Source organism: Pseudomonas glycinis, from assembly GCF_054871425.1.
Genome location: NZ_JBTYHF010000006.1, coordinates 39,191 through 64,205 on the forward strand (window position 1 = coordinate 39,191; position 25,015 = coordinate 64,205).

General features: G+C 61.8%; 15 protein-coding genes. 7 read left to right on the forward strand and 8 right to left on the reverse strand.

The window, feature by feature from the left end; all coding sequences use genetic code 11:
- The first annotated feature begins 50 nt into the window (after positions 1-50).
- On the forward strand, positions 51-1,007 hold the full coding sequence (locus ACYSTU_RS15390) for an alpha/beta hydrolase (protein ID WP_498999836.1): 957 nt from the start codon (positions 51-53) through the stop codon (positions 1,005-1,007).
- An 807-nt stretch (positions 1,008-1,814) separates the two neighbouring features.
- Here ACYSTU_RS15390 and ACYSTU_RS15395 read toward each other — a convergent pair.
- The 5 genes from ACYSTU_RS15395 to pvdM form a co-directional block, all read right to left on the reverse strand.
- Positions 1,815-4,298 (reverse strand): TonB-dependent siderophore receptor, encoded by a 2,484-nt coding sequence (locus ACYSTU_RS15395; RefSeq protein ID WP_498999839.1) that lies wholly within the window; start codon positions 4,296-4,298, stop codon positions 1,815-1,817.
- Positions 4,299-4,413: 115 nt separating this feature from the next.
- Positions 4,414-6,063: a cyclic peptide export ABC transporter gene (locus ACYSTU_RS15400; protein WP_136493945.1), complete on the reverse strand. Its 1,650-nt coding sequence runs from the start codon at positions 6,061-6,063 to the stop codon at positions 4,414-4,416.
- Between the two features lie 109 nt (positions 6,064-6,172).
- Complete coding sequence (pvdO, locus tag ACYSTU_RS15405) at positions 6,173-7,060, reverse strand: dihydropyoverdine dehydrogenase (protein ID WP_076567034.1); 888 nt, start codon at positions 7,058-7,060, stop codon at positions 6,173-6,175.
- A 36-nt stretch (positions 7,061-7,096) separates the two neighbouring features.
- The gene (gene pvdN, locus ACYSTU_RS15410; RefSeq protein WP_498999844.1) at positions 7,097-8,383 is read right to left on the reverse strand and encodes a pyoverdine-tailoring periplasmic protein PvdN; all 1,287 of its coding nucleotides are present in this window, start codon (positions 8,381-8,383) and stop codon (positions 7,097-7,099) included.
- The gene (gene pvdM / locus ACYSTU_RS15415) at positions 8,380-9,744 is read right to left on the reverse strand and encodes a pyoverdine-tailoring dipeptidase-like protein PvdM (RefSeq protein WP_217879686.1); all 1,365 of its coding nucleotides are present in this window, start codon (positions 9,742-9,744) and stop codon (positions 8,380-8,382) included. Before pvdM ends, pvdN begins: the two co-directional genes overlap by 4 nt.
- 207 nt (positions 9,745-9,951) lie before the next feature.
- On the opposite strand from pvdM, the gene pvdP reads away from it, so the two are divergent.
- A complete protein-coding gene (gene pvdP, locus ACYSTU_RS15420; protein WP_498999848.1) occupies positions 9,952-11,577 on the forward strand; it encodes a pyoverdine maturation tyrosinase PvdP in 1,626 nt (541 codons plus the stop codon).
- A gap of 1,866 nt (positions 11,578-13,443) precedes the next feature.
- On the opposite strand, the gene ACYSTU_RS15425 is transcribed toward pvdP, so the two are convergent.
- From ACYSTU_RS15425 to ACYSTU_RS15435, 3 genes are read right to left on the reverse strand one after another with little or no spacing between them, the layout of a single operon-like run.
- Complete coding sequence (locus ACYSTU_RS15425; protein ID WP_125918430.1) at positions 13,444-14,838, reverse strand: efflux transporter outer membrane subunit; 1,395 nt, start codon at positions 14,836-14,838, stop codon at positions 13,444-13,446.
- Positions 14,839-14,845: 7 nt separating this feature from the next.
- Positions 14,846-16,816: a MacB family efflux pump subunit gene (locus ACYSTU_RS15430; protein ID WP_498999851.1), complete on the reverse strand. Its 1,971-nt coding sequence runs from the start codon at positions 16,814-16,816 to the stop codon at positions 14,846-14,848.
- Complete coding sequence (locus ACYSTU_RS15435; protein WP_350482565.1) at positions 16,817-17,980, reverse strand: efflux RND transporter periplasmic adaptor subunit; 1,164 nt, start codon at positions 17,978-17,980, stop codon at positions 16,817-16,819.
- Between the two features lie 279 nt (positions 17,981-18,259).
- On the opposite strand from ACYSTU_RS15435, the gene ACYSTU_RS15440 reads away from it, so the two are divergent.
- From ACYSTU_RS15440 to ACYSTU_RS15460, 5 genes are all read left to right on the forward strand, one after another.
- Positions 18,260-18,742, forward strand: coding sequence for a sigma-70 family RNA polymerase sigma factor (locus ACYSTU_RS15440; protein ID WP_016773904.1), 483 nt, complete (start codon positions 18,260-18,262; stop codon positions 18,740-18,742).
- A 133-nt stretch (positions 18,743-18,875) separates the two neighbouring features.
- A complete protein-coding gene (locus tag ACYSTU_RS15445; RefSeq protein ID WP_024012366.1) occupies positions 18,876-20,213 on the forward strand; it encodes a lysine N(6)-hydroxylase/L-ornithine N(5)-oxygenase family protein in 1,338 nt (445 codons plus the stop codon).
- A gap of 676 nt (positions 20,214-20,889) precedes the next feature.
- Positions 20,890-23,589 carry a magnesium-translocating P-type ATPase gene (mgtA, locus tag ACYSTU_RS15450; protein WP_498999856.1) on the forward strand — a complete coding sequence of 900 codons (2,700 nt, stop codon included), beginning with the start codon at positions 20,890-20,892 and terminating at the stop codon, positions 23,587-23,589.
- 230 nt (positions 23,590-23,819) lie between these two features.
- Entirely contained in the window at positions 23,820-24,254 is a 435-nt protein-coding gene (locus ACYSTU_RS15455) for a chemotaxis protein CheY (protein ID WP_071171637.1), read from the forward strand.
- Between the two features lie 125 nt (positions 24,255-24,379).
- Positions 24,380-25,012, forward strand: coding sequence for a response regulator transcription factor (locus ACYSTU_RS15460; protein WP_024012369.1), 633 nt, complete (start codon positions 24,380-24,382; stop codon positions 25,010-25,012).
- Positions 25,013-25,015 lie beyond the last annotated feature (3 nt).

Consider the following 25,015-nt stretch of genomic DNA (forward strand, 5'->3'; position numbering starts at 1 on the left):
GGCGCTGCGCAGGCGCGCCCGTCTTATTGCGGATACAAGGATTTTCAACGATGTCGTTACACCCTGATCTGGAAGCTTTTCTCGACCTCGCTCAAGACAGCCAGGACGCCGGCCTGCCGGCCATGCACCAACTGACCCCGAGCGAGGCCCGCGCCACCTTCGAGCAGACCACCGCGCAACTGCGCTGGCCGGCGCCGCAGGATCTTGAAGTCACCGAGATCGAAACACAGGCCCGTGACGGTGCGGCGCTGGCGTTGCGTTTGTATCGGCCCAAAGGTATTGAATCGCCGCTGCCGGTGCTGGTGTATTTCCACGGTGGCGGATTTGTCGTTGGCAGTCTGGATTCCCACGACGGCGTCTGCCGCGAGTTTTGCCAGCGCACGCCGTGTGCGGTGCTCTCGGTCGGTTATCGACTGGCGCCGGAGCATCGCTTTCCGACAGCGCTGGAGGATGGCGAGGACGCTTTGGCCTGGCTGGCCGAACAGGCTGTGAGCCTCGGCCTGGATGGTTCGCGCGTTGCGTTTGGTGGCGACAGTGCGGGCGCCACGTTGGCGACGGTGCTGGCGATTCAGGCCGTGCGGCAACCGCACACGGTGGCTATCGCGCCGAAGGCGCAGTTGTTGTGTTATCCGGTGACCGATGCTTCGCGGGTGCATGATTCGCGGCTGTTGTTTGGTGAGGGGTACCTGCTCGAGAACGGCACGCTGGAGTGGTTTTATCAGCACTATGCGCGTGGGCCGGAGGATTATCTGGATTGGCGTTTTTCGCCGTTGCTGGCGGAGGATTTGCGTGGGGTTGCGCCGGCTATTGTCGTATTGGCCGGGTTTGATCCGTTGCTGGATGAGGGGCAGGCTTATGTCGACAGGCTGCGCGGGCAGGGGGTCGAGGTCGAGGTCGAGGTTTGTGCCGGGTTGACTCATGATTTGTTGCGGTTGGGGGCGGTGGTGCCTGGGGTTCTGGAGGTTTATTTGCGGGTGGGTGGGGCGCTTGCGCGGGCTCTGGTTTAGTGTGCATATCCGTTTCTGCGGGTGTTGCTGATTACGGTTCCGCCCTTACGGCGGGTCACCTTTTTCAAACGCCGGAGTGCCGGCCCAGCAAAAAGGTAACCCAAAAGGCTTGCTCCTACGTTCGGCCCTCGCAGGCTCGGGTTCCTTCGCTGCGGGATCGATCCGGGCGCAGCGGCTACGGTTTGCTTCGCTGCACCTCCTTCCGCTGTGTCTGGCTGCGCCAGACGGTCGCTGCGCTCCCACCCCCGGATCAATCCCTCCACTCAGCCTTCCGACGTCGCCGGTGGATCAAGATCAAAAGCACTCGAGCTAACGCTCATTGTTGAGTGGTGAAAAGCGTGTGGTCTGCTTTGGATCTGTGTTGGATTCGCCCCTCATCGGAACGCCGCCCGCCCAGCCCTCTCCCGAGGGAGAGGGAGCCGATTTGCGGGCTTTTCAGAATCTGCATTCGACTCGATATCGCAAGTCGGCGTATTTCGCCTGAACACCTCGGTCAGTCCCCTCTCCCTCCGGGAGAGGGCTAGGGTGAGGGGCTTTTGCTCTGGCTCTTGATCTTTTGCCCCTTCGGCAGGCTGCGCCCGGATCGGTCCCGTAACGAAGGTACCCCGAGCCCCAGCGAGCGGGCCGTACGCCGGGGCAAAGCCTTTTGGGTTACCTTTTCGCCGGGCCGGCACTCCGGCGTTTGGAAAAGGTGACTCGCTGTAAGAGCGAAACCGCCAGTGGCAGCCCCGCAGCAACGGATATGCCCCCAATCCCAAAAACCAAAAAGCCCCGCCAAAGCGGGGCTTCTAAACAACATCAGACCAATCAGAAATCAGCCTTCACCGACATCACAAAATTGCGCGGATCCCCGTAGAAGTTACCGAACCCCTCGGTACCAATGGTCGCGTAATAACGCTTGTCGAACAGGTTATTGCCGTTCAACGCCACCGACCAGGTGTCATCGATCCGATAACCGATGCGACCGTTCCAGACCGCATAACCCGCGCCATCGACATTGTCCCCGCCCAGAGGCGAAACGCGGTAGGTGCCCGTCTGTGCATTGACACCCGCACCAATGGTCACACGGTCCAGCGGTCCGCTCAGGGCGTAATCACCCCAGACGCGCAACAGGTGACGCGGCACGTAGGAGTTGTAGACCGCGCCATCCTGAGTAGCATCGGCGTCTTCCAGTACTTTGGTCTGGGTGTAGGTATAACCGGCCAGCAATTGCAGGCGGTCGATCACTTCACCGCTGACTTCAGCTTCAAAGCCCTGGGCGCGGACCTTGCCCGAGTTGATCTGGCAGGAGCTGTCTTCGCACCGCAGGTCATCCTGGGCCGCGTCTTTCTGGATGGTGCGGAACAGGTTGAACGTGGTGTTCAAGCGACCGTCGTACCACTCACCCTTGATCCCCAATTCGTAGCTCTGGCCAATCAGCGGCTTGAGCGTGCTGCCGTCGATGGTTTTGTACGAGCCTTGCGGGGTGAAGATGTCGGTGTAGCTGGCGTAGGCGGTCAGGTTGTCGTTGAGGTCGTAGAGCAGGCCGGCGAATGGCGTGACCTGGCCGGTTTCGGTGGACTGGGTGTTGACCTCGGTGCCTTCGCCACGGAAGTACTGCACCGAGTCGGTGTCGGATTTGTACCAGCTGACCCGGCTGCCGAGTACCAGGGTCATCGGGTCGGCGAGTTTCAGGCGGGCGATCGAGTAAGCGCCGTATTGCTTGATGTGCATGTCCACCGGGCCGCCACGGGAGGCGTTGGCCAGGTAGTAGCTTTCATCCGGCTGCGGGATGTTGTGGTTCGGGTTGAACACGTTCTGACGCTGTGGCAATGCCGCCACTGCGTAGAAGTCGTCCTTGTGCGAACGGCTGGCGTTGGCGCCGACGATCAGTTCGTGCTGCTGGCCGAAGGCGTCGAATTTGCCGTCGACGTAAGCATCGAAACCGTAGTCGCGCTGGTCGTAGTCATAGGTACTGCCGAGCATCAGCGTATTGGTGGCGGTGGCGCCCAACGGCACTGTGCCGCTCGGGAAGGAATATTCCATGTCCTGAGTGTTGCGCGAGTAGACACCGGCGACTTTCAGCGACCAGTCATCGTTGAACTGGTGTTTGACGTCGGCGAAGTAGGTGGCGCGTTTGCTGCGCTGGTTGTTCCACGAGGTGTTCAGGCAGGTGGAACGTTTCAGGTGCAGGTCGGAGCCGTCGGCGTAGCGCGGCAGGCCGCCCCAGCACGGGGTGGCGTCGACGTCTTCATAGGCCATGCCCAGACCGAGGGTGGTGTCGGGGCTGAGGTCGAAGTCCAGGGCGCCGTAGTAGATCTGATCACGGCGTTCAGCCACGTCGTAGAAATACTTACGGGTCTGCTGCGTCACCACGGCGCGGCCACGGACAGTGCCGGCGTCGTTCAGCGGGCCGCCGGTGTCGACCTGGCCGCGATAGTTGTCCCAGGTCCCGGCCGATAGCGACAGCTGCGTGTGCGGGGTGTCCTGGCCGCGCTTGCGCACGAAGTTGACGCCGCCGGCGGTGCCGCCCGCGCCCTTCATCATGCCGGCCGCGCCGCGAAGGATTTCCACGCGGTCATAGATGGCCATGTCGCTGTTGAAGCTGTCCGCCTGCACGTAGCTGCTGCCGATGTCCAGCGGCACGCCGTCGTACTGGTACTGGCCGGTCATGCGGAAACCGCGCGAGTAGAAATATTTGCCGCCCATTGGCGAGTCGTAGACGGTGATGCCCGGGGTCTTCTCCATCACCTGTTCGATGGTGTTGAGGTTCTGGTCGTCGAGCATCTTGCGGGTCATCACCGTGACCGACTGCGGCGTTTCCTTGAGCGAGTGCACGCCCTTGCCGATGGTCACGCCGCCAGTGGTGTAGGAGTTGCTGCCTTCGGTGGTGGCGCCGAGGCGGTTGGCGTTGACGTTGGTCGGCGCCAGTTCCATCGCGCTGCCGCCGGTGGCCGGGCCGAGCACGGTGACGGTGTTGCCGTCACGCTGATAGCGGATGCCGGTGCCGCTGAGCATGGCCTTGAGCGACTCGTCATCCTGATAGCGGCCGTTGAGGGCGCTGGAGCGCAGGCCTTGCAGGCTTTCCGGGCTGTAGACGATTTGCAGGCTGGTCTGCTGACCGAGGGTTTGCAGGGCCTGGGCCAGCGGTTGGGCCGGGATGTTCAGGGTCCATTCCTGGGCCTGGACATACGGTGCTGTCGCGAGGGTCAGTGCCAGACCCAGGCCGCTACCGGCCAGGCGTGTGCGGGTCGCGCCGTGCATCAGCAGGGCTCGAGTCAGAGGGCGAAGCATGAAACGGGATGCGGACATGAGGTTAAGACCTTGGCAGGTATAGTTGTTAATGGTTCTTATTCATCTCATTAAGACGAGGAAGCCGCGGCAAACCGGAAAAGTTTTTTCTCCGGCCCGGTCGCGGCTGCCTCGATCAAGCGGTTTGCAGTTCGCTTCTGACCTTGCCGGCCTCCATGCGCACCAGTTGATCGGCGACGTCGAAGTAACGGTCGTCGTGGGAAATCACGATGATGGTCTTGCCCAGACGCTTGAGGTCGGGCAGCAGCTCGGTATAGAAGATCCGCCGGAAGGTCGGGTCCTGATCCGCCGCCCATTCATCGAACACCAGCACCGGGCGCTCTTCGAGCCAGGCATTGACCAGTGCCAGGCGCTTGCGTTGGCCGGTGGACAGGTCGGTGGTGCTGAACGCGCCGTCGCGCACGCTGACCTTGTGCGCGATCTCCAGACGTTCGAGGTAGCGGGTGGCATCCTGCGGCACTTCACGATCGCCCTGGACCAAGTCATCGAACAGGTAGTAGTCGGCGAAGATCGTCGTGAAGTTCTGCCGGTAATCGTCGCGGTTGACCGCAGTGATCGGCTTGTCGTTAACGCGTATTTCGCCCTCGGTTGGCGCATACAGCCCCAGCAACAGTTTGATCAGCGTGGTTTTGCCGCAGCCGTTCTCACCGACGATGAACACGATGTCGCCCTGTTCGATACGAAGGTTCACCGGCCCGAGGCGGAACGGTTCGCTGCCTTCCACGGGAGGGAAGGCGTAGCGCACGCTGCGCAGTTCCAGGCTGTTGACGGCGGCCGGCTTGCTGCCCTGATCCTGCAGCAACAGGTGCGGTTCCGGTGAGGAGAACTGTTCGCTGAGTTCGGCGATGCGACGGAAGGCAATCTGCGCGCGGCTGATGATCGGCAGGGTGCTGATCAGGTGTTCCAGCGGCCCCTTCATGTACAGCAGCACCAGAACGAAACCGCTCATCACCGCTTTGTCGGCACTCGGCCACAGCGATTGCAGGGCCAGGGCCATGCCGATGACCACGAAGAACAGCATCGAGCCAAACGACTTGGCGATGACGAAGGTGTTGATCGATCTGATCTGGGTGTCGCAGATTTTCTCGGCAGTTTTCTGAATGCCGGCGACGAACATGCGCTGTCGGCGCGGCCGGTGAATGCGCAGTTCCTTGGCGCCTTCGGCAATTGCGTTGTAATGCTTTTGCAGTTCGTCTTCGGAATCGCGGGCGGCGTAGAAACCGCGCATGCCCTTAGCCCGCGCAATCGCCTGGATGGTGGTGCCGATAGCGATGGCCACTAGCATCATCAGAAACATCGGCCACGACAGCATGGCCAGGTAGCCGAGGCAGCCAAGGGTCACGGTCATCGAAATCGCCAGCGGCGCGAAGGCGAAGGCGAAGTCGCTGATGGTGTCGACGTCGTGGGTCAGCACCGGAATCAGGCGATGGCTGCGATAGCGTTCGATCTGGTCGATCGGCGCCGACAGGACTTTCTCCCCCAGCTCTTTGCGCAGTTTGGCGATGATGTGCTGGCCGACGTAGTTGGTGCCGATGTCCGACAGGATCGTGGTCAGCAGGGCCAGGGCACACAGGCCGGCGAAGATCATCACCACGGTGCGGGTCAGGCCGTCATCGGAATGCAGGGCGTTGTTGATGGTCGCCAGCAGCACGGTGACGCTCAGGCCGCCGAGCATGCCGAGCACGATGGACGCCGAAACGATCAGGCGGAAGGGCTTGAGCAGGGCGAACAATTCGTTGATCGCCCCACGCGTAGGCTTGGTCATGGAGGATTCCTGCTTCGATGCGGAGGGAGTGCCGGTACTTAAGGAAAACGAATGGTCGCGGAGTTTCTTTAACCGAGCGCAGGCGTGGCTGCGCTCGTCGAGGGCAGTGTCAGAGGTCGCGTACTACGCGAAAGCCCAGCCAGTCGCCCTTGCTGGTCGGCCAGCTGCTGTTGCGGTTGCCCGAGCGCGAGAAGATCGGCGCCTCGCCCCAGTCGTTGCCGCGCATGACCTGGCGTTCGCAGTTTTCCTGGGTCCATGGGCGACCGTCGGCGGGCACGCCGGAGTAGTCCGGGTGGTAGCAGTCGGCGGTCCATTCGTAGACGTTGCCGTGGGCGTCGAACACGCCAAACGCATTGGCCGGGAAGGTGCCGGCCGGCGAGGTGAAGTTGTAGCCGTCGGCCGCGCCGTAAGTGTTGGCGTGCCTGGAGATCTGGTAATCCTTGCCCTCATCGAACGGGAACGGGAAAGGCCCGGTGCTGCCGCCACGCGCGGCGTATTCGCGGATCGATTCGCTTTGCAGGCGATAGGCGTGCCCGGTCTTTTTCGACAGCCAGTCGATGTAGCCCTGGGCTTCGGCGACGTTCATGCACACCGCCGGGTCGCGGGGCGTCTGTTTGAATTCCGGTTTGCCGGCGGTGCAGCGGCGGCCGGGGCGGTCATCGAAGTCGTAAGGTTTGTTGCCGGTCTCGCGCACGTAGGCGTCCCATTCGCCCACCAGCACCTGCGAGCGGCTGATAGCGAACGGTTTGCTGAACGTCACAGTGTGCAGCGGGCCTTCGTCGGGCTGCCGGCCGACTTCATCGTCCGGTGTGCCCATGGTGTAGCTGCCGGTCGGCAGCACGACCATTTCCGGGCAGTCCTTGCAATCCTTGAACACTTTGCCCGCAGCAGGCGCGGTCGCTGCCAGCGCGCTGCCGGGCAACAGCGCAGCGCAGAGGGCGCTCAGCGCCAGTGCGGGCAGGGCTTTGGAGAGGAGTGACGCGTGAGGCTTTTTCATGGGTCGTCTCTTTGAAAGGAAAACGGCAGTCGAGGGTCAGGCACGCAGCTTTTTGCCGAGGATGTCCATGAAGCGATCCACTTCGGCTTCGCTGTTGAGCAAGCCCGGCGCGGTGCGAATCACCGGCCCGACGTCGCGGCTGACCGCGTCGCAGATCACCCGGTTCTGCATCAGCCAGGCTGCTACTTCATCGCTGTCCTGGCCCTTGATCCGGAAGAAGGTGAAACCGGCGGAGAACTGCGAGGCGAGCGGGGTGACCAATTCGATGTTGCGGTGCTCCTGCAAGCGTTGCTTGAGGTAGCTGTTGAGCTGATGAATGCGCGTCTGCACCTCGGCTTTGCCCAGCTGCAGGTGCAACTTGAAGGCTTCGTCCAGTGCCCAGCGATGCTCGAAGGCGTGGTAGCCGCCCGGGGTCATGATGGTCGAGAAGGCCGTGGCCTCGGAGAAGGTCGGCACGCTGGGGCTGACGTATTTCAGTTCTTCGGTGCGGCTGCAGACGATGCCGGTGCCGCGCGGGCCGAACATCCACTTGTGCGTGCCGGCGATGAAAAAGTCGCAGTTCATCTGCGGGAAACTCAAGTCGTCGACGCCAAAACCGTGCACGCCATCAACCACGTAGATCAGTCGATCCTGGTCCTCGCGCTGACGGTTGTGCTCATCGACCAGCCGCGAAATCTCGCTGATCGGCAGCTTCACGCCGCTGCCCGAATGCACCCAGGTCATGCCCAGCACGCGGGTCTCGGGGCGGATATTGCGATTGATCGTGTCGAGCACCTGATCCAGAGAAATGCTCTGCGGGTTTTCGAACAGGGTGAGTTTGCGCACGCGCGTGCCGTCACGCCGGCTGCGGAAATCGAGAATGTTGCGCGTCGAGTAGTGCTCGTGAACCGTGGTGAGAATTTCCTGATCCGCGCGCACCTGCACACTGCCGTAGATCATCGCCAGGCCTTCGGTGGTGCTGCCGGTCAGGGCGATCTGCGCCGGTTTGGCTTGCAGGTACTGGCCGGCCCAGTGGCGCACATTTTCTTCGCGCTTCTCGGTGACGCCCAGATCCCAATCCATCGCCAGACCCGGATTCACATCCAGCGCCGCGCGATGGCGCTCGATCGCTTCGCGCACCGGTTTCGGATGCGAGGTGACGAGGAAATTGGCGAAGTGAATCGCCTGAGGATCCTGATCGAACATTTGACGCAACTGCGCCCATTTGTCCCGCGACGCAGTCGGCGCGGCAGCGATGGCCGCCGGTGCACTCAGGCTGGCGCCCAGGGGCAGGGCGGCGGCGAGCAGGCCGGCCTGCTTCAGGAAAGTACGACGATCAGTCATGGCCGGGCCACCTCCTGGCGCGACGCCAGCGCGGGTTTCGCGGCTTTTTGTACCTGATCCCAGACGCGCATGAAGTTGCCGCCCCAGAGCTTGGCGATATCCGCTTCGGAGTAGCCGCGCAGCAGCAGTTCGGCGGTGACGTTGCGAATCTCGCCGACGTTTTCCCAGCCCTTGATGCCGCCGCCGTCGTTGAAGTCCGAGGCGATGCCGACGTGGTCGATACCGATCTTGCGCACTGTGTAATCGATGGCGTCGCCGAAGTCCTTGAGGGTGGCTTTCGGTTCTTCTTCGAGGATCGCGTAGAGGCCGCTGGCGTACTGGCCGAGCTTCTGCTCCGACCAGGCTGTGATGATCGGATCGCCGGGCATCAGCGCCATGGCGAGGTTGGGCAGTGGCGGCAGATCGAAGCGCGCACGCAACGCATTGAGTTTGTCCTGCGTGCCCTGGGTCAGCGGTTTCAGGTACTGCGAGAAGGCGACGACCTGCACCACGCCGCCACTGTTCTTGATCAGTTGCAGCTCTTTATCGCTGAGGTTGCGCGGGATATCCACCGCCGCCCGGGGCGCCGAGTGCGAGGCCACCAGCGGTGTACGGCTGAGTTCGGCTACTTGCTCGAGGGCCTTGGTCGACATCTGCGACACGTCGATGATCACGCCCAGATCGTTCAAGCGCTGTACCGCTTGTTTGCCGATGTCCGACAGACCGTCGAGGGCGTCGGGCGAGTCATTGAAAAACGGCAGCGGTCGCGATGAGTCGGCCCAGCTGTTGTTACCGATGTAACTGAAACCGAACATGCGCATGCCGCGCCCGGCCCACAGGTCGAGCTTGCTCAGATCGTTGCCCAGCGGGTAGGCGTTGAGCATGCTGATGAAGATCGCAAACTTGCCTTCGCCGTGCAGGCGGCGGAAATCATCCGGCGTGTAGGCGATGCCGGCCTGATTGGGGAAGTCGCGGACAATCCCGGAAATGATCTTGTAGCGCACCTCCTGCTGATTGCGCGCTTCTTCGACAAAACCCTCGGTGGGACGGTGCGGGGCGTTCGGGCCGTTCCACATTTCCGGCCAGCCGAACACCGTCAGCGCCGCGCCGGACAGGCGTCCGCGATTGGCCTTGATGAGGTCGAACTGGCCCGAGCCATCCTTGTCGGCTTCGTGGTCGTGGCTGCCGAAACTCAGCGGCACGGTGATGTGGCTGTCGAACGACAGCAGGCGATCCTGCAATTCAGTCGCCTGTTTCATCACCTTCACCGGATAGCCGGGGTTGTTCAGGTAATCCCAGGCCAGAAATCCTGCGCCGGCACTGATCGCCAGGGCCAGCGGCAGGCCGATGAATAGAGCCTTTTTCCAACGCGGTTTTGTCATTGCCATCTCATTCAGGTTCGCCGTCGAGGTACAGGCGCAGGGGCCTTTGCTATCTGGGAAGAACGAGTGGCTGCACGGCTAATTTAGGTGTGCGTTACAAATGCCCGGCAGCGGCGCGGGTGATGTTTGCCGGCGGCGTAAATTTCCCCGCCGAGCAAACGTTCTAGCTTGGATAAAGCCTGCTTCATGGCTGACACAGGTAGGGCAATGACGATCTCTCGACGCTGGTTCATGGCGGGCATGGCACTCACGGGCGCCGCGCTACCTGCCGCTTTTTATGCACATCGTGAACTGACTCGCGAGGAGTTTCCGATCACCCCGGGCGAGGCCACGGTCGATCTGGCCGACACCGCCGGGCAACAGCTGGCGGACAATTTGCGTGGGGTCTGGGACATTCGCTTTACCGGTGCGGTGGCGGGGCTTGATGGTCTGCCGGCGCAAGGCCTAGAGCTGTTTCTCGACATCGCTCACCGTGGCCGTGGGCTGCGCGGTTATCTCGACACCGGGGCCAATCTGCGTGCCGAAGGGCCTGTGCGCTATCAAGTAATTGGCGATCTGGCACCGGGCAACGGCGCCGAGATGTATTGGCGCCTGCTGCGCACCGATGAGCCGCTGGCGCCACCGGTGTATGAATTAAAAGTCAAACTGGATGAAGTCTGGGCAGCGTTCGGCAATGCCGGCAGCGCCACGTTCACCGGGCAAGTGCTGCGTCTGGACCGGCCGTTGGCGTTGCCCGAGCTGGACAATCAGTTCATCGCTATCAAGCGGCGTTTTCCCGAGGCCCGTGAACGCACCGGGCTTAATCCGCAACTGTTGGCCTGGCTGGTGGCGCCCGAGCATCGGTTGTTCCACCAGCTCTGGCACGCCACCCGCGACAAGTGGCACAAGCTCTCGGAGAAAAAACGCGAAGCGCTGCGCGGTATCGGCTGGCAGCCCGGGCCACGTGACAAGGAACGCGACGCCCGTGGGCCAAGCAAGGATCGCAATGGCTCGGGCGTGGACTTTTTCTTTATGCACCGGCACATGCTCGGCATCGCCCGCTCGATGCAGGATCTGCCATCGTGGCCGGCGTTCCCGCAGCCGCAGCCTGAGCTGGAACGTGACCGGCAGGGTTTCGCCCGTTACTTCGATAACCACGACGGCAACTCACTGCCGCCGACCTGGCTGGCCGAGGGTGATGACGAGTACACCAAGTGGGTCAGCGACATCAAAGCGGCGGAGACTTTCCAGAGCAATTTTCTGGTCTGGGAATCGCAGTACCGTGACCCGCGCTACTTGTCGAAATTGACCCTTGGCCAGTTCGGTTCGGAAGTCGAACTGGGCCTGCACGACTGGCTGCACATGCGCTGGGCTTCGGTGGCGCGTGATCCGTCCAACGACATTCCGGTGCCGATGGCGCGCGATCAGGCGGACTTCGCTGCGCGCTGGTATGCGCCGGAAAACGACTTTCTCGGTGATCCGTTTTCCTCCCATGTGAACCCGGTGTTCTGGCGTTTCCACGGCTGGATCGATGATCGCCTGGAAGACTGGTTCCGCGCCCATGAACGTTTTCATCCGGGCGAAGTGAGCCGTCTGGAAGTCAACGGCGTGCCATGGTTTGCACCGGGGCGCTGGGTGGAAGTCGCCGACCCCTGGCTCGGCCCCGAAACCCACGGCTGCAGCACCGTGCCCGGCCTGCAAGTCGGGCGCTCCGTGGAGATGGATCCGGAAACCATGAAACTGGCGCTGCGTATCACCTTCGGCGACGAAGACAACATGACCGAACTGTTCCGCAAAGTGCCACAGCGCCCCTGGTATGCGCGGCATCTGAAGGTCAAGGGCCGACAGCTCTAGATTGGTTCAACACACACACTCAGAATAGTTCGCAATCCCCTTGTGGGAGCGAGCCTGCTCGCGAATGCGGAGTGTCATCCAGATGCATCAGTGCCTGACAGGACCTCTTCGCGAGCAGGCTCGCTCCCACATGGGCATTGGTCGTGCCGAAAATTTCTGTCCAGACCGAATTCCATTTGTGGGAGTGAGCCTGCTCGCGAATGCGGTGTGTCATTCAGATGCATCAGTGCCTGACAGGACCTCTTCGCGAGCAAGCTCGCTCCCACATGGGCATTGGTTGTGCGGAAAATTTCGGTCCAATCCGAATTCCATTTGTGGGAGCGAGCTTGCTCGCGAATGCGGTGTGTCATCCAGATGCATCAGTGCCTGACAAGGCCTCTTCGCGAGCAGGCTCGCTCCCACATGGGCCTTGTTCGTGCCGAAGATTTCTGTCCAGACCGAATTCCATTTGTGGGAGCGAGCCTGCTCGCGAATGCGGTGTGTCATTCAGATGCATCAGTGCCTGACAGGACCTCTTCGCGAGCAGGCTCGCTCCCACAGGGAGCCTTGATCGTGCCGGAGATTTCGGTCCAAACCGAATTCCATTTGTGGGAATGAGCCTGCTCGCGAATGCGGTGTCTCATTCAGATGCATCAGTGCCTGACAGGACCTCTTCGCGAGCAGGCTCGCTCCCACATGGGTCTTGTTCGTGGTGGAGATTTCGGTCCAAACCGAATTCCATTTGTGGGAGCGAGCTTGCTCGCGAATGCGGTGTGTCATTCAGGTGCATCAGTGCCTGACAAGGCCTCTTCGCGAGCAAGCTCGCTCCCACATGGGCATTGGTCGTGCCGAAAATTTCGGTCCAGACCGAATTCCATTTGTGGGAGCGAGCTTGCTCGCGAATGCGGGGTGTCATTCAGATGCATCAGTGCCTGACAGGACCTCTTCGCGAGCAAGCTCGCTCCCACATCGGGCCTTGATCGTGCCGGAGATTTCGGTCCAGACCGAATTCCATTTGTGGGAGCGAGCTTGCTCGCGAATGCGGTGTGTCATTCAGATGCATCAGTGCCTGACAGGACCTCTTCGCGAGCAAGCTCGCTCCCACATCGGGCCTTGATCGTGGCGGAGATTTCGGTCCAAACCGAATTCCATTTGTGGGAGCGAGCCTGCTCGCGAATGCGGTGTGTCATTCAACGCATCAGCGCCTGACAAGGCCTCTTCGCGAGCAAGCTCGCTCCCACATCGGGCCTTGGTCGTGGCGGAGATTTCGGTCCAGACCGAATTCCATTTGTGGGAGTGAGCCTGCTCGCGAATGCGGGGTGTCATTCAGATGCATCAGTGCCTGACAGTACCTCTTCGCGAGCAAGCTCGCTCCCACATCGGGCCTTGTTCGTGGCGGAGATTTCGGTCCAAACCGAATTCCATTTGTGGGAGCGAGCCTGCTCGCGAATGCGGTGTGTCATTCAGATGCATCAGTGCCTGACAGGACCCCTTCGCGAGCAGGCTCGCTCCCACATGGAGCCTTGGTCGTGCCGAAAGTTTCTGTCCAGACCGAATTTCATTTGTGGGAGCGAGCCTGCTCGCGAATGCGGAGTGTCATTCAGATGCATCAGTGCCTGACAAGGCCTCTTCGCGAGCAGGCTCGCTCCCACATCGGGCCTTGTTCGTGCCGAAAATTTCGGTCCAAACCGAATTCCATTTGTGGGAGCGAGCTTGCTCGCGAATGCGGTGTGTCATTCAGATGCATCAGTGCCTGACAGGACCTCTTCGCGAGCAAGCTCGCTCCCACATGGGCCTTGGCCGTGGCGGAGATTTCGGTCCAGACCGAATTCCATTTGTGGGAGCGAGCCTGCTCGCGAAGGCGTCAGTTCAGTCGACGCATCTCCGTCAGATCACCTCCCAGCCACCCCCCAACGCTTTGTACAAGGCAATGCTCGCCTGCAACCGCGACAGGCGCAGTTGCACGTTGAGGTCTTGCGCCGCATACAGCGTGCGCTGGGTTTGCAGGACGGTGAGCAGGTCTTCGGCGCCGGCCTGGTAGCGGCTTTGGGCGATGTCGAAGGCGGTCTGTGCCTGGTTCAGTTCTTCGCTTTGCCATTGCCGTTGCTCGTCGAGGCCACGAATGCTGCTGAGGGCTTTTTCGACGTCGGCGAAGCCGTTGATGATTGCCCCGCGATAGGTCTCCAGCAGCTCATCCTGCCGCGCCTTGGCCTTGTCGCGTTCGGCGCTGAGGCGGCCGTTGTTGAAGATCGGCGCGGTCAGCCCCGAGGACAGGTTGTAGAACGTCGTGCGCAGCAGGTCGGCGGCAAGGTCGGCGCCGCTGCCGAGGCTGGCGGTCAGGGTGATTTTCGGCAGCATCGCGGCGCGGGCGACGGTGACATCAGCCTGGGCTGCGGCGAGCTTGGCCTCGGCGCTGGCAATGTCTGGACGCCGACTGAGCAAGTCGCTCGGCACGCCGCTGGCGATGTCCGGCCAGTGCAATTGGGCGAAGGATTGCGTGGGCAACGGCAACGCTTGTACCGGTTGGCCGAGCAGGGCGGCGAGGCTGATCAGTGCTTCGCGGGCCTGTTGTTGCACCAGCGGCAGACGACGCTGTTGTTCGGCCACCAGGCTTTTCTGCTGGGCCAGTTCCAGCGCGGTGGCGCTGCCAGCGTCGAAACGGGTCTGCACCAGATGCAGCACATTCTGCGCATTGGCCAGATTGAGTTCGGCAATGCGCGCCTGCTCACGCAGGGCCAGGGCCTGGGTGTAACTGTTGGCGACGCCGCTGAGCAAGGTCAGTTCAACAGTGGCGCGGTCGAACTCGCTGGCCTGTACGCCGAGCACGGCACTGTCGCGGGCGGCACGCTTACCGCCCCAGAAATCGACTTCGTAGCTGGCGCTGAGCTCGGCATCGTAATAGTCCAGCGAACGATTCTCCGGGCTGACATCCAGTTGGCTGTAGCCCTTGCCGTGAATCAGTTTCTGCCGGTTGGCATTCAGCCCGGCCTTGAGCTCGGGCAGCAGCGGGGCGCCGGCGATGGTTGCGCTGGCCTCGGCCTGTCTGACTCGCGCCACGGCGGCGGCGAGGTCATAGCTGCCCAGCCGCGCCTGTTCCACCAGCCGCTCCAGCTCGGGGCTGCCGAATTGCGTCCACCATTGCCGATTGCTCTGCAGCGCGCCGGGGGTGTCGGCGGACTGCCACGCGCTCGGTGGCTGCACGCCGCTGTCCAGGCGCGGCGCCGGGCTGCTGCAGGCCGCCAGCAACAGGCTGGCGGCGAGGAAGGTCAGTCGCACTTTCATAGGTCGATCATTCACTGGTAAGGGCCGTGACCGGGTCAAGCCGGGCAGCTTTGCGGGCCGGCATAAAGCCGAAGATGACGCCGGTGACCAGCGCACAGGCGAACGCACCGATCACCGCCAGCCCTTGAAAGGCAATCGCCACGCCGCTGAGCAACAACACGCCGCCGACCAGCAGCGCCAGGCCGATTCCGGCGATTCCGCCGACCACCGAGAGCATCAGCGCTTCAGTGAGAAACTGACGGAGGATGTCGCGCTGACGGGCGCCGGTGGCCATGCGAATACCGATCTCGCGGGTGCGTTCGCGTACGGTCATGAGCATGATGTTCATCACGCCGATACCGCCGACCAGCAGGGAAATCGCCGCAATTGCCCCCAGCATCAGCGACAGCGTGCCTTGCGTGCGCGCTTCGGCCTGGATCATCGCGGCATTGTTGGTCAGCTCGAAATCCTTCTTGCCGTGGTGCCGACGCAACATCGCCTGCTCGATGGCCTGTTCGGCGTCCTTGACCTTGCGCGCGTCCTTGGCGGCAATCACCACGTATTGCGGATTGCGGCTGCCGAACAGTCGCGTGCTCGCCGCCGAATAGGGCACGGCAATGCGGTTGTCGCTATCAGAGTCGCCGGAGCTGGCGCCTTTTTCGGCGAGCACGCCGAGGATCTGGAACGGCACGTTTTCGATGAGGATGTATTGACCGATGGGGTCGGCGACATCCTTGAGCAATTTGTCGCGGACCTTGGTGCCGATCACCGCGACGGCGGCGGCGCTGTCCTCGTCGGCCTGGGTGAAGTAGCTGCCCTGAATCACCGGCCAGTTGAAAATCTGCGGAAAGTTGGTGTCATTGCCGCCGACGTAACTGCTGTGGTCAGCATTGCCAAAGCGCACCCCAGCGGTCGAGCCGTTGACCGGCATGATCCGTTCCACCTGGGGCAGGGTGGACAGTTCGGCAACGTCGTCGAGGGTGATGATGCCCTCCGGCGTACGCGGGTTCGGCGCCGAGCCGCTGAGGTAAATGATGTTGGAGCCGAACGCACCCATTTGCGCCATGACCTGACGCTTGCTGCCTTCGCCGACGGCGAGCATGACCACCACCGAGGCCACGCCAATGACGATGCCCAGCAGGGTCAGCGCGGTGCGAAAGCGGTTGATCCACATCACTCGCCACGCCGCTTGTACAGCGTCGAGCAGTTCACCTTTCCAGGCGCCGGTCTGGCTGCTGCCGTTGCCCAGGCGCTGGCGCAGATCGACCGCTTGCAACGCCCCGGGATTGGCCGCCGGCGGCGCGCACGCGTGCTCGGCGCTGTCGCTGATGATCAGGCCGTCACGGATTTCGATGATGCGTTTGGCCCGTTGCGCCACTTCGCGGTCGTGGGTGATGAGGATCACCACATGGCCTTGATCGGCGAGTTCGTCGAGCAGGGTCATGACCTCGGCGCCGCTGTGGCTGTCGAGGGCGCCAGTCGGCTCGTCGGCGAGGATGATGTGGCCGCCGTTCATCAACGCACGGGCAATCGACACTCGCTGTTGCTGACCGCCGGAAAGTTGGTGCGGACGATTGCCAGTGCGAGTGCCGAGGCCAAGACGTTCCAGCAGCGCGTGAGCTCGGGCATGCCGCTCGGCGGCCGGGGTGCCGGCATAGATCGCTGGCATCTCGACGTTTTCCTGGGCCGAGCCGGAGGGAATGAGGTGGTAGCCCTGAAAGACAAACCCGAAGGCTTCGCGGCGCAGCCAGGCCAGTTCATCGCTGTCCAGCTGCGCGACATTTTCCCCGGCGAACAGATACTCGCCGCTGGTGGGGCGGTCGAGGCAACCGAGAATGTTCATCAGCGTCGATTTGCCTGAACCGGAGGCGCCGACAATCGCAACGAACTCGCCGGCATGGATCGACAGATCGATCCCGCGCAGCACCTCCACCAGTGGGCTGTCATCACCGCCATAGGCTTTGCGGATCTGCCGCAGGTCGATCAGGGGCGTGTGCATTCAGCCTCCATGACCAGTGGCCGGCGCGCTGAGAACATGCTCGCCCTCGGCCAGACCTTCGAGCACCTGGGTGCGCAGGCGATCGCTGATGCCGGTGCGTACTTCGCGCGCCTGAATATCACCGTTGGCAGCGACGATCTGCGCTCGCTGCCACTGCGGACGCGATCCCGGTTGCAGGGCGGCAGTCGGTACGGTCAGGGTGTCTTGCGCCTGTTCGGCGACGAAGAACACCTGCGCGGTCATGTCGGTCATCAGGCTGTTGTCGGCGTTATCGACATCGAGCAGCACGGTGTACAGCACCACCCGTTCGCTGCCACTGCGACCACTGGTTGGACTGCCGCCCTGATTCTGTTCAAGCGGACGCGGCGGCACCGGCAGGATCTGCCGCACGGTGCTGCTCCAGCGCCGAGTGCCGCCGCTGAGGGTGGTGAAGTAAGCGGTCATGCCCGGTTTGACGTGGCCAATGTCGGCCTCCGAAACTTCGGCCCATACCGTCATCGGCGACAGTCGGGCGATGCGCAGGATCAGCGGGGTCTGTTGCTGCGCGTTGAGGGTCTGGCCTTCGCGCGCACCGACGGCGACCACGGTGCCGCTCATCGGCGCATAGATGCGCGTGTAACCGAGCTCCGCTTCGTCGCTGCGCAGGCTGGCCTGGGCCTGACGAATCTGCGCCTGGAACATGTCGATGCGCGCCTGGGTTGCGCGGACCTCGGCGCGCGCGGTCTGCACGTCTTCTTCGCGGGTGGCGCCACCGGCGGCGAGTTTCTGCTGGCGCTGGTATTTCTGCTGCGCCAGATCGTGCTGGGCACGTTGCTCCTGCAACTGCGCCTTGAGGTTTTCGATGGAAAAGCGCCCGGCATCGAGCTTGGCTTTCTGTGTCGACGGGTCGATTTCCACCAGCAACTGGCCTTCCTTGACCGTATCGCCGGCCTCGACGTGAATCTTCTGAATCTGCCCCGAAGCCTGTGCGCCGACATCCACATAGCGGCGCGGCTGCAAGGTGCCGAGCGCCGTCACGCTGTTTTCGATATCGCCGCGGCTGACCTGCACAGTGGCAACGGCGTCGCGACCGGGTGGCAAGACTTGCCAAGCAGCGACGGCGATCACGGGAATCAGACAGAGGGCGGCAAACAGCGCGCGACGGGCGGGGCGGGGACGATTCATGCAGGGTTCCGGCCAGTGGTTGCGGCCCGTCGCAAGGCACGACAGACACAGGGGCTGTCCTGTAAACGAGGCATGGGCGACGGAATTTAGCCGCAGACACATCGAGTTACCGCAGCCGGGCCACGACTATTTGTCCGGGATATGGAATCAACTCTTTAAATCTATATGAGAATTACTATAAATTACGCACCTCAAGTTGCCACTATCTTGCTACTGCGTGATTCGCAGGTCTGATCAGTGCGCTCAAGGACAGAAACGGCATCGATGCGGTCGGGAGTCATGTTGGAAAACTACTATCGTGAGCTGGTGTGTTTCCTCAACGCCAGACTGGGCAACCGTCAGGTCGCCGAGGATGTGGTGCATGACGCCTATGTACGCGTGCTGGAGCGCTCCAGCGAGGTGCCGATCGAACAACCCCGGGCCTTCCTTTATCGCACCGCGCTGAACCTGGTAATCGATGATCACCGCCGCAACGCGCTGCGCCAGGTCGAATCGCTGGACGTGCTCGACAACGAAGAGCGCTATTTCACTCCCTCGCCTCACGGCACCCTTGATCACGGACAGCGCCTGGAAATGCTCCAGCGCGCACTGGCCGAGTTGCCGCCGCTGTGCCGCGACAGTTTTCTGCTGCGCAAGATCGAAGGAATGTCCCATCCGGAAATCGCTCAGACCCTCGGCATCTCCCGGGCGCTGGTGGAAAAACACATCGTCAACGCCATGAAACATTGCCGCCTGCGCATCCAGCAATGGGATGGCCAGTGATCCGCGCCGGTTAAATTTCCTTTCATCGTCCTCGTTCCTACTCAACAGACGACCTGCTGACCTGATTCAGGCCGGTCAGGCCACCCAGGCTTTATTTCCCCGCGTTGAGGGGTTCATCCAGAGGACACTGGAAATGACACAGGCAATTGCATCGCCCATCGTTCACGACCTGATCGGCGTCGGTTTCGGCCCTTCGAACCTGGCACTGGCCATCGCTCTGCAGGAACGCGGCGTGACCCAGGGCGAACTGGATGTGCTGTTCCTCGACAAGCAGGCCACTTACAGCTGGCACGGCAACACCTTGTCGACGCAGAGCGAGTTGCAGATTTCCTTCCTCAAGGACCTGGTGACCCTGCGCAATCCGACCAGCCCTTACTCGTTCGTCAACTACCTCAAGCACCACGGGCGTCTGGTCGACTTCATCAACCTCGGCACCTTTTATCCATGCCGCATGGAGTACAACGACTACCTGCGCTGGGTGGCCGGGCAGTTCACCGCGCAGAGCCGTTATGGCGAAGAAGTGCAGTTCATCGAACCGGTATTGCACAACCAGCAGGTCGAAGCCTTGCGGGTGATTTCCCGGGGCAGCGACGGCCAGCAATTCGTGCGTACCACGCGTTCGGTGGTGGTCAGCGCTGGCGGCACACCGCGCATTCCGGAGGCGTTCAAAGCATTGAAGGGCGATCACCGGGTATTCCACCATTCGCAATACCTGTCGCAAATGGCCAGGCAGCCGTGTGTGAACAATCAACCGATGAGCATCGCCATCATCGGTGGCGGGCAGAGCGCGGCGGAAGCCTTCATCGATCTCAACGATTCATTCCCGTCGGTGCAGGTCGACATGATCCTGCGCGGCTCGGCCTTGAAGCCTGCGGATGACAGCCCGTTCGTCAACGAGGTGTTCTCGCCGGAGTTCACCGATCTGGTGTTCCAGCAGAACAGCGTCGAGCGCGAGCGTCTGGTCAACGAGTACCACAACACCAACTATTCGGTGGTCGACATCGACCTGATCGAACGCATCTACGGCATCTTCTACCGGCAGAAGGTTTCCGGGATTGCCCGCCATGCGTTCCGCACCCTGACCACCGTCGAGAGCGCCACTGCCACGGCAAACGGCATCGAACTGGCCGTGCGCAACAACGCCACCGGCGAAGTCACGGTGCGAATCTATGACGCCGTGGTGCTGGCCACCGGTTACGAGCGGCAGATGCACCGCAAGTTGCTCGCGCCGCTGGAGGAATACCTCGGTGAGTTCGAGGTCGATCGCAACTACAAACTGATCACCGACGAGCGCTGCAAGGCCGGCATTTATATGCAGGGCTTCTGCCAGGCCAGCCATGGTCTGAGCGATACGCTGCTGTCGGTGCTGCCGATCCGCGCCGATGAAATCGCCGGCTCGCTGTACGAGCATGGCAAACAGCGCGGGCACAGCCGCTCGGTGGCGGAGCTGTTGTTGGCGACTGCCAGCTGAAGTATGCGGCGCCTGTCACACCGCTTTCGCGAGCAGGCTCGCTCCCACAATGGTTCTGTGAACGCAGGGCAAAATGTGGGAGCGAGCCTGCTCGCGAAGGGGCCATGGAAAGCCCCACATATGATCGTTCCCACGCTCTGCGTGGGAATGCAGCCCGGGACGCTCCGCGTCCCTTTCAGAAGCCGAACGCGGAGCGTCCGATGAGGCGTTCCTACGCTGAGCGCAGGAACGATCGCGGGGAAATTCTGAACCCTTCCTGAACACCCCCCACATTCCCCGAAAACACCTCTTCCAGCCGTTTCGCTGCGGGCGTAAGCTGCGCGCGTTTTCATCAATTGCGGAGACCCACAGTGGGTACTTGTTCGAGTGACAGTTGTCGGCCGGTCTCGATCACCGGCAGATTCTCGGCAAGATAACGCGCAGCCTTTCCCTGCCGTTGTCTCGCCGTAACAGCGAGCAGCGGCATCCCGTGCACGACCCGTTCCGGATCGTGTCTCGACGTCCTTCTCATCGACGCTGAACCAGGCGTGATGGCGACCTCAGTCGTCATCGCAGCCTATCGACACGCCTGTCGTTCCCGACGGGCGCGCCACGCCTTACCGTGCCGGTTTCCCCGGTGCCAGGGCGCGGCGGTACCTGCTCGACGGTTTCCCGGCTGACCACAGGGGACACAGCCATGAAACTTACGCTCAAGGAATTTTTCGCAGGCTTTCTGCGCAGCCGCCACATCGCCCGGCACTTCCGTCGTCTGGCGCTGCTGGATTCGATCAATGACACCACGGTCAGCCGTGAAGTGCCGCCGACGCTGGCCAGTACGCTGGTCGCTGCCGCCCATGAAGACAGCGCTGCGTTGCTGTCATCGCTGGGCACGCACGGTGAGGGGCTTACCGAGGTCGAGGCCGATGCACTGCGCGCGCAACACGGCCTCAACGAGGTCGAGCACGAGCAACCGCTGCCGTGGTGGACTCATCTGTGGCACTGCTACAAAAATCCGTTCAACCTGCTGCTGACCTTGCTCGCGGTGATCTCCTGGCTGACCGAAGACCTCAAGGCGGCCGTGGTGATTTTCTCCATGGTGGTGCTGTCGACGCTGCTGCGCTTCTGGCAAGAGAGCAAATCCAATCAGGCCGCCGATGCGCTCAAAGCCATGGTCAGCAACACCGCCACGGTGCTGCGCCGCGATGGCCCACGCCGGGAGCTGCCGATCAAGCAACTGGTACCCGGCGATCTCATCGTGCTCTCGGCCGGCGACATGATTCCCGCCGATTGCCGCGTGCTCAGCGCCAAGGACCTGTTCGTCAGCCAGGCAGCGATGACCGGTGAATCGATGCCGGTGGAGAAATTCACCTGGCAGACCGATCGTGACACGCGCAATCCGCTGGAGCTGGACAACATTTTGTTCATGGGCACCAACGTTGTCTCCGGCAGCGCGATTGCGCTGATTCTCACCACCGGCAACAGCACCTACTTCGGTGCGCTGGCGCAAAGGGTCGGCGCGACGGACCGGGCGGTGACCTCGTTTCAGCAGGGCGTCAACAAGGTCAGCTGGCTGCTGATCCGCTTTATGTTCGTCATGGCGCCACTGGTGCTGTTCATCAATGGTTTCACCAAGGGCGACTGGAGCGAAGCGCTGCTCTTCGCGCTGTCGATTGCCGTCGGCCTGACTCCGGAAATGCTGCCGATGATCGTCACCTCGACCCTGGCCAAAGGCGCCGTGTTCCTGTCGCGCAAAAAAGTCATCGTCAAACGCCTCGACGCGATTCAGAACTTCGGCGCCATGGACGTGCTGTGCACCGACAAGACCGGCACCCTGACTCAGGACAAGATCTTTCTGGCGCGTAATGTCGACGTCTGGGGTGAGGATTCTGACGCTGTGCTGGAACTTGCCTACCTCAACAGCTACTACCAGACCGGCCTGAAAAACCTGCTGGATGTCGCCGTGCTCGAACACGTGGAAGTCCATCACGAACTCAAGGTCGGCAGCGTGTTTCGCAAGGTCGATGAGATCCCGTTCGACTTCAATCGCCGGCGCATGTCGGTGGTGGTGGAGGGCCGCGGTCAGCCCCGTCAACTGATCTGCAAAGGCGCGGTGGAAGAAGTGCTGGCGGTGTGCAGCCGGGTGCGTCACGGCGAAGTTGATGAGGCTTTGAGCGATGAATTGCTGGCGCGGATTCGCCAGGTCACCGGCGCTTTCAACGCTGAAGGTCTGCGCGTGGTGGCGGTCGCGGCTCGCTCAATGCCAGCAGGGCGCGAGATTTACAGCCTGGCCGATGAACAGGAGCTGACGCTGATCGGTTACGTGGCATTCCTCGATCCACCGAAGGAAAGCACCGCGCCAGCGCTCAAGGCTTTGGCCGAGCATGGCGTGGCGGTCAAGGTGCTGACCGGTGACAACGAACTGGTGACGGCGAAAATCTGCCGCGAGGTCGGCCTCGCCCAACAGGGTTTGCTGCTGGGCAATGACATTGAGCGCATGAGCGATGCTGAGCTGGCTATGGCGGTCGAGACGACCAACGTCTTCGCCAGACTCACGCCATCGCACAAAGAGCGCATCGTCGGCATTCTCAAGGGCAACGACCATGTGGTCGGATTCATGGGCGACGGTATCAACGACGCGCCGGCGCTGCGCAGCGCCGACATCGGCATTTCCGTGGACAGCGCGGTAGACATCGCCAAGGAAGCGGCGGATATCATCCTGTTGGAAAAAAGCCTGATGGTGCTGGAGGAGGGCGTGCTCGAAGGGCGGCGCACCTTCGCCAACATGCTCAAGTACATCAAGATGACTGCCAGCTCCAACTTCGGCAATGTGTTCTCGGTGCTGGTTGCCAGCGCGTTCATCCCGTTCCTGCCGATGCTGCCGATGCACCTGCTGGTGCAGAACCTGCTCTACGATATTTCGCAGATCGCCATTCCGTTCGATAACGTCGACGACGAGATGCTGAAACAGCCGCAGCGCTGGCAGCCGGCTGACGTCGGGCGCTTCATGCTGTTTTTCGGCCCGATCAGTTCGATCTTCGATATCACGACGTTCGCCTTGATGTGGTACGTGTTCGACGCCAACACGCCGGATCACCAGACGCTGTTCCAGTCCGGCTGGTTCGTGGTCGGGTTGCTGACCCAGACGCTGATCGTGCACATGATCCGCACGCCGAAGATCCCGTTCCTGCAAAGCCGCGCCGCCATGCCGCTGCTGGTGATGACCGGGGTCATCATGGCGGTCGGCATCTTCCTGCCGATGGGGCCGCTGGCGCATTACTTCAAATTGCAGGCGCTGCCGTCGCTGTATTTCGTGTTTCTGCCGGTGATTCTGCTGGCGTACATGGCGCTGACCCAAGCCGTTAAAGGCTTCTACATCCGCCGGTTCGGCTGGCAATAACCGCCATGGAATGCTTTCCCCTGTGGGAGCGAGCCTGCTCGCGAAGGCGTCGTGTCAGTCAGTACATCTCTGACTGGTATAGCCCCTTCGCGAGCAAGCTCGCTCCCGCAGGGGATATTGGTGCGTCAGGGCCGCCGGATGAATGACCGGATTTTTAGGAAAAGTCCTACAGAGCTATCGCCGACGCTTGCGTAGTCTTGCCCTCCCCAAACCTCACCGGGAGAATGACCATGAGCAACAAAGCGTTGCGCATCCTGATCGCCGACCCGCAGCATTTTCATCGCATGAAAATCGAGCGCCTGTTCAACGCGCTCGGCTACTACCGCGTCGCCCCGGTGCAGACTCTCGGCGAATTGTTGACCTTGGTCGACTATGGCTGCGAGCCGTTCGATGTGCTGGTGATCAATGCCGAACTGGCGGCAGGCTCTCTCGATCTGCTGGGCTTTCTGCTCGATAACCCACAGGTTCGCCATGCTCTGATCTACAACGAACCGTCGGCACCGTTGCAGGCGGCTGCCGGATTTGCTCAGGAAAACGCGCAGATCAGCCCGACGCCATTGCCCAATTCACAGCTCGTCGGGCAGGTAATGGCAAGAGTCGAAACTTGCGACGAACGCCAGGCAGCGCCTGACGCCCACGCATCGTTGCGCCATGCCAATGCATAAAAAAACACTCTGCACAACTGTCAGACCTGACAGGTGATTCTCTTGCCCATCCATGTAACAGTGCCGGCGCAGCCACCGACTCCGGGACAGACTGTTGCGGTGTCTTCGATTTTGCAGGAGTTCCAATGAAGTCAGCGCTGATCGTCGATGATCATCCAGTCGTGCGCGCGGCCATTCGGATCGTTCTGCAGGCTCAAGGCTTCACTCGGATTCATGAAGCGTCCAATGGCAATGAAGTCGTGCCGTTGATCTGCGCGCATGATCCGCACTTGGTTGTGCTCGATCTGGGGCTGGGATCGATGGACGGTCTGGAAGTGCTGACGCGAATCCAGATCAAGGCGCCAACGGCGCGTTGCCGGGTGCTGGTGTTCAGCATGCATGAGCCCACGCATTACCAGGAGCGCTGTCTGCGCGCCGGCGCACGGGGCTACGTGACCAAGAGCAATCAACTGACTCTGCTGCACGAAGCCATCAAGGCATTGATGTCCGGCCACACTTATTTCTCCGCATTGCCCAATACCAGCGGTCTGTACAACGCCGTGCAACGCACGGAAAAGGAGCTGATCGCGCAGCTGTCCGATCGAGAGTTATGCATTTTCGTGAATCTGGCGCTGGGCAAACCGAACAAGGCCATCGCTTTGGAAATGCACCTGAGTCACAAAACCGTCAGCACCTACAAGACCCGCATGATGGCGAAACTTGGCCTGGGTTCGCTGGTGCTTCTGCGTGAGTTCGCCAAGCGCAATCACTTGATCTGAGTA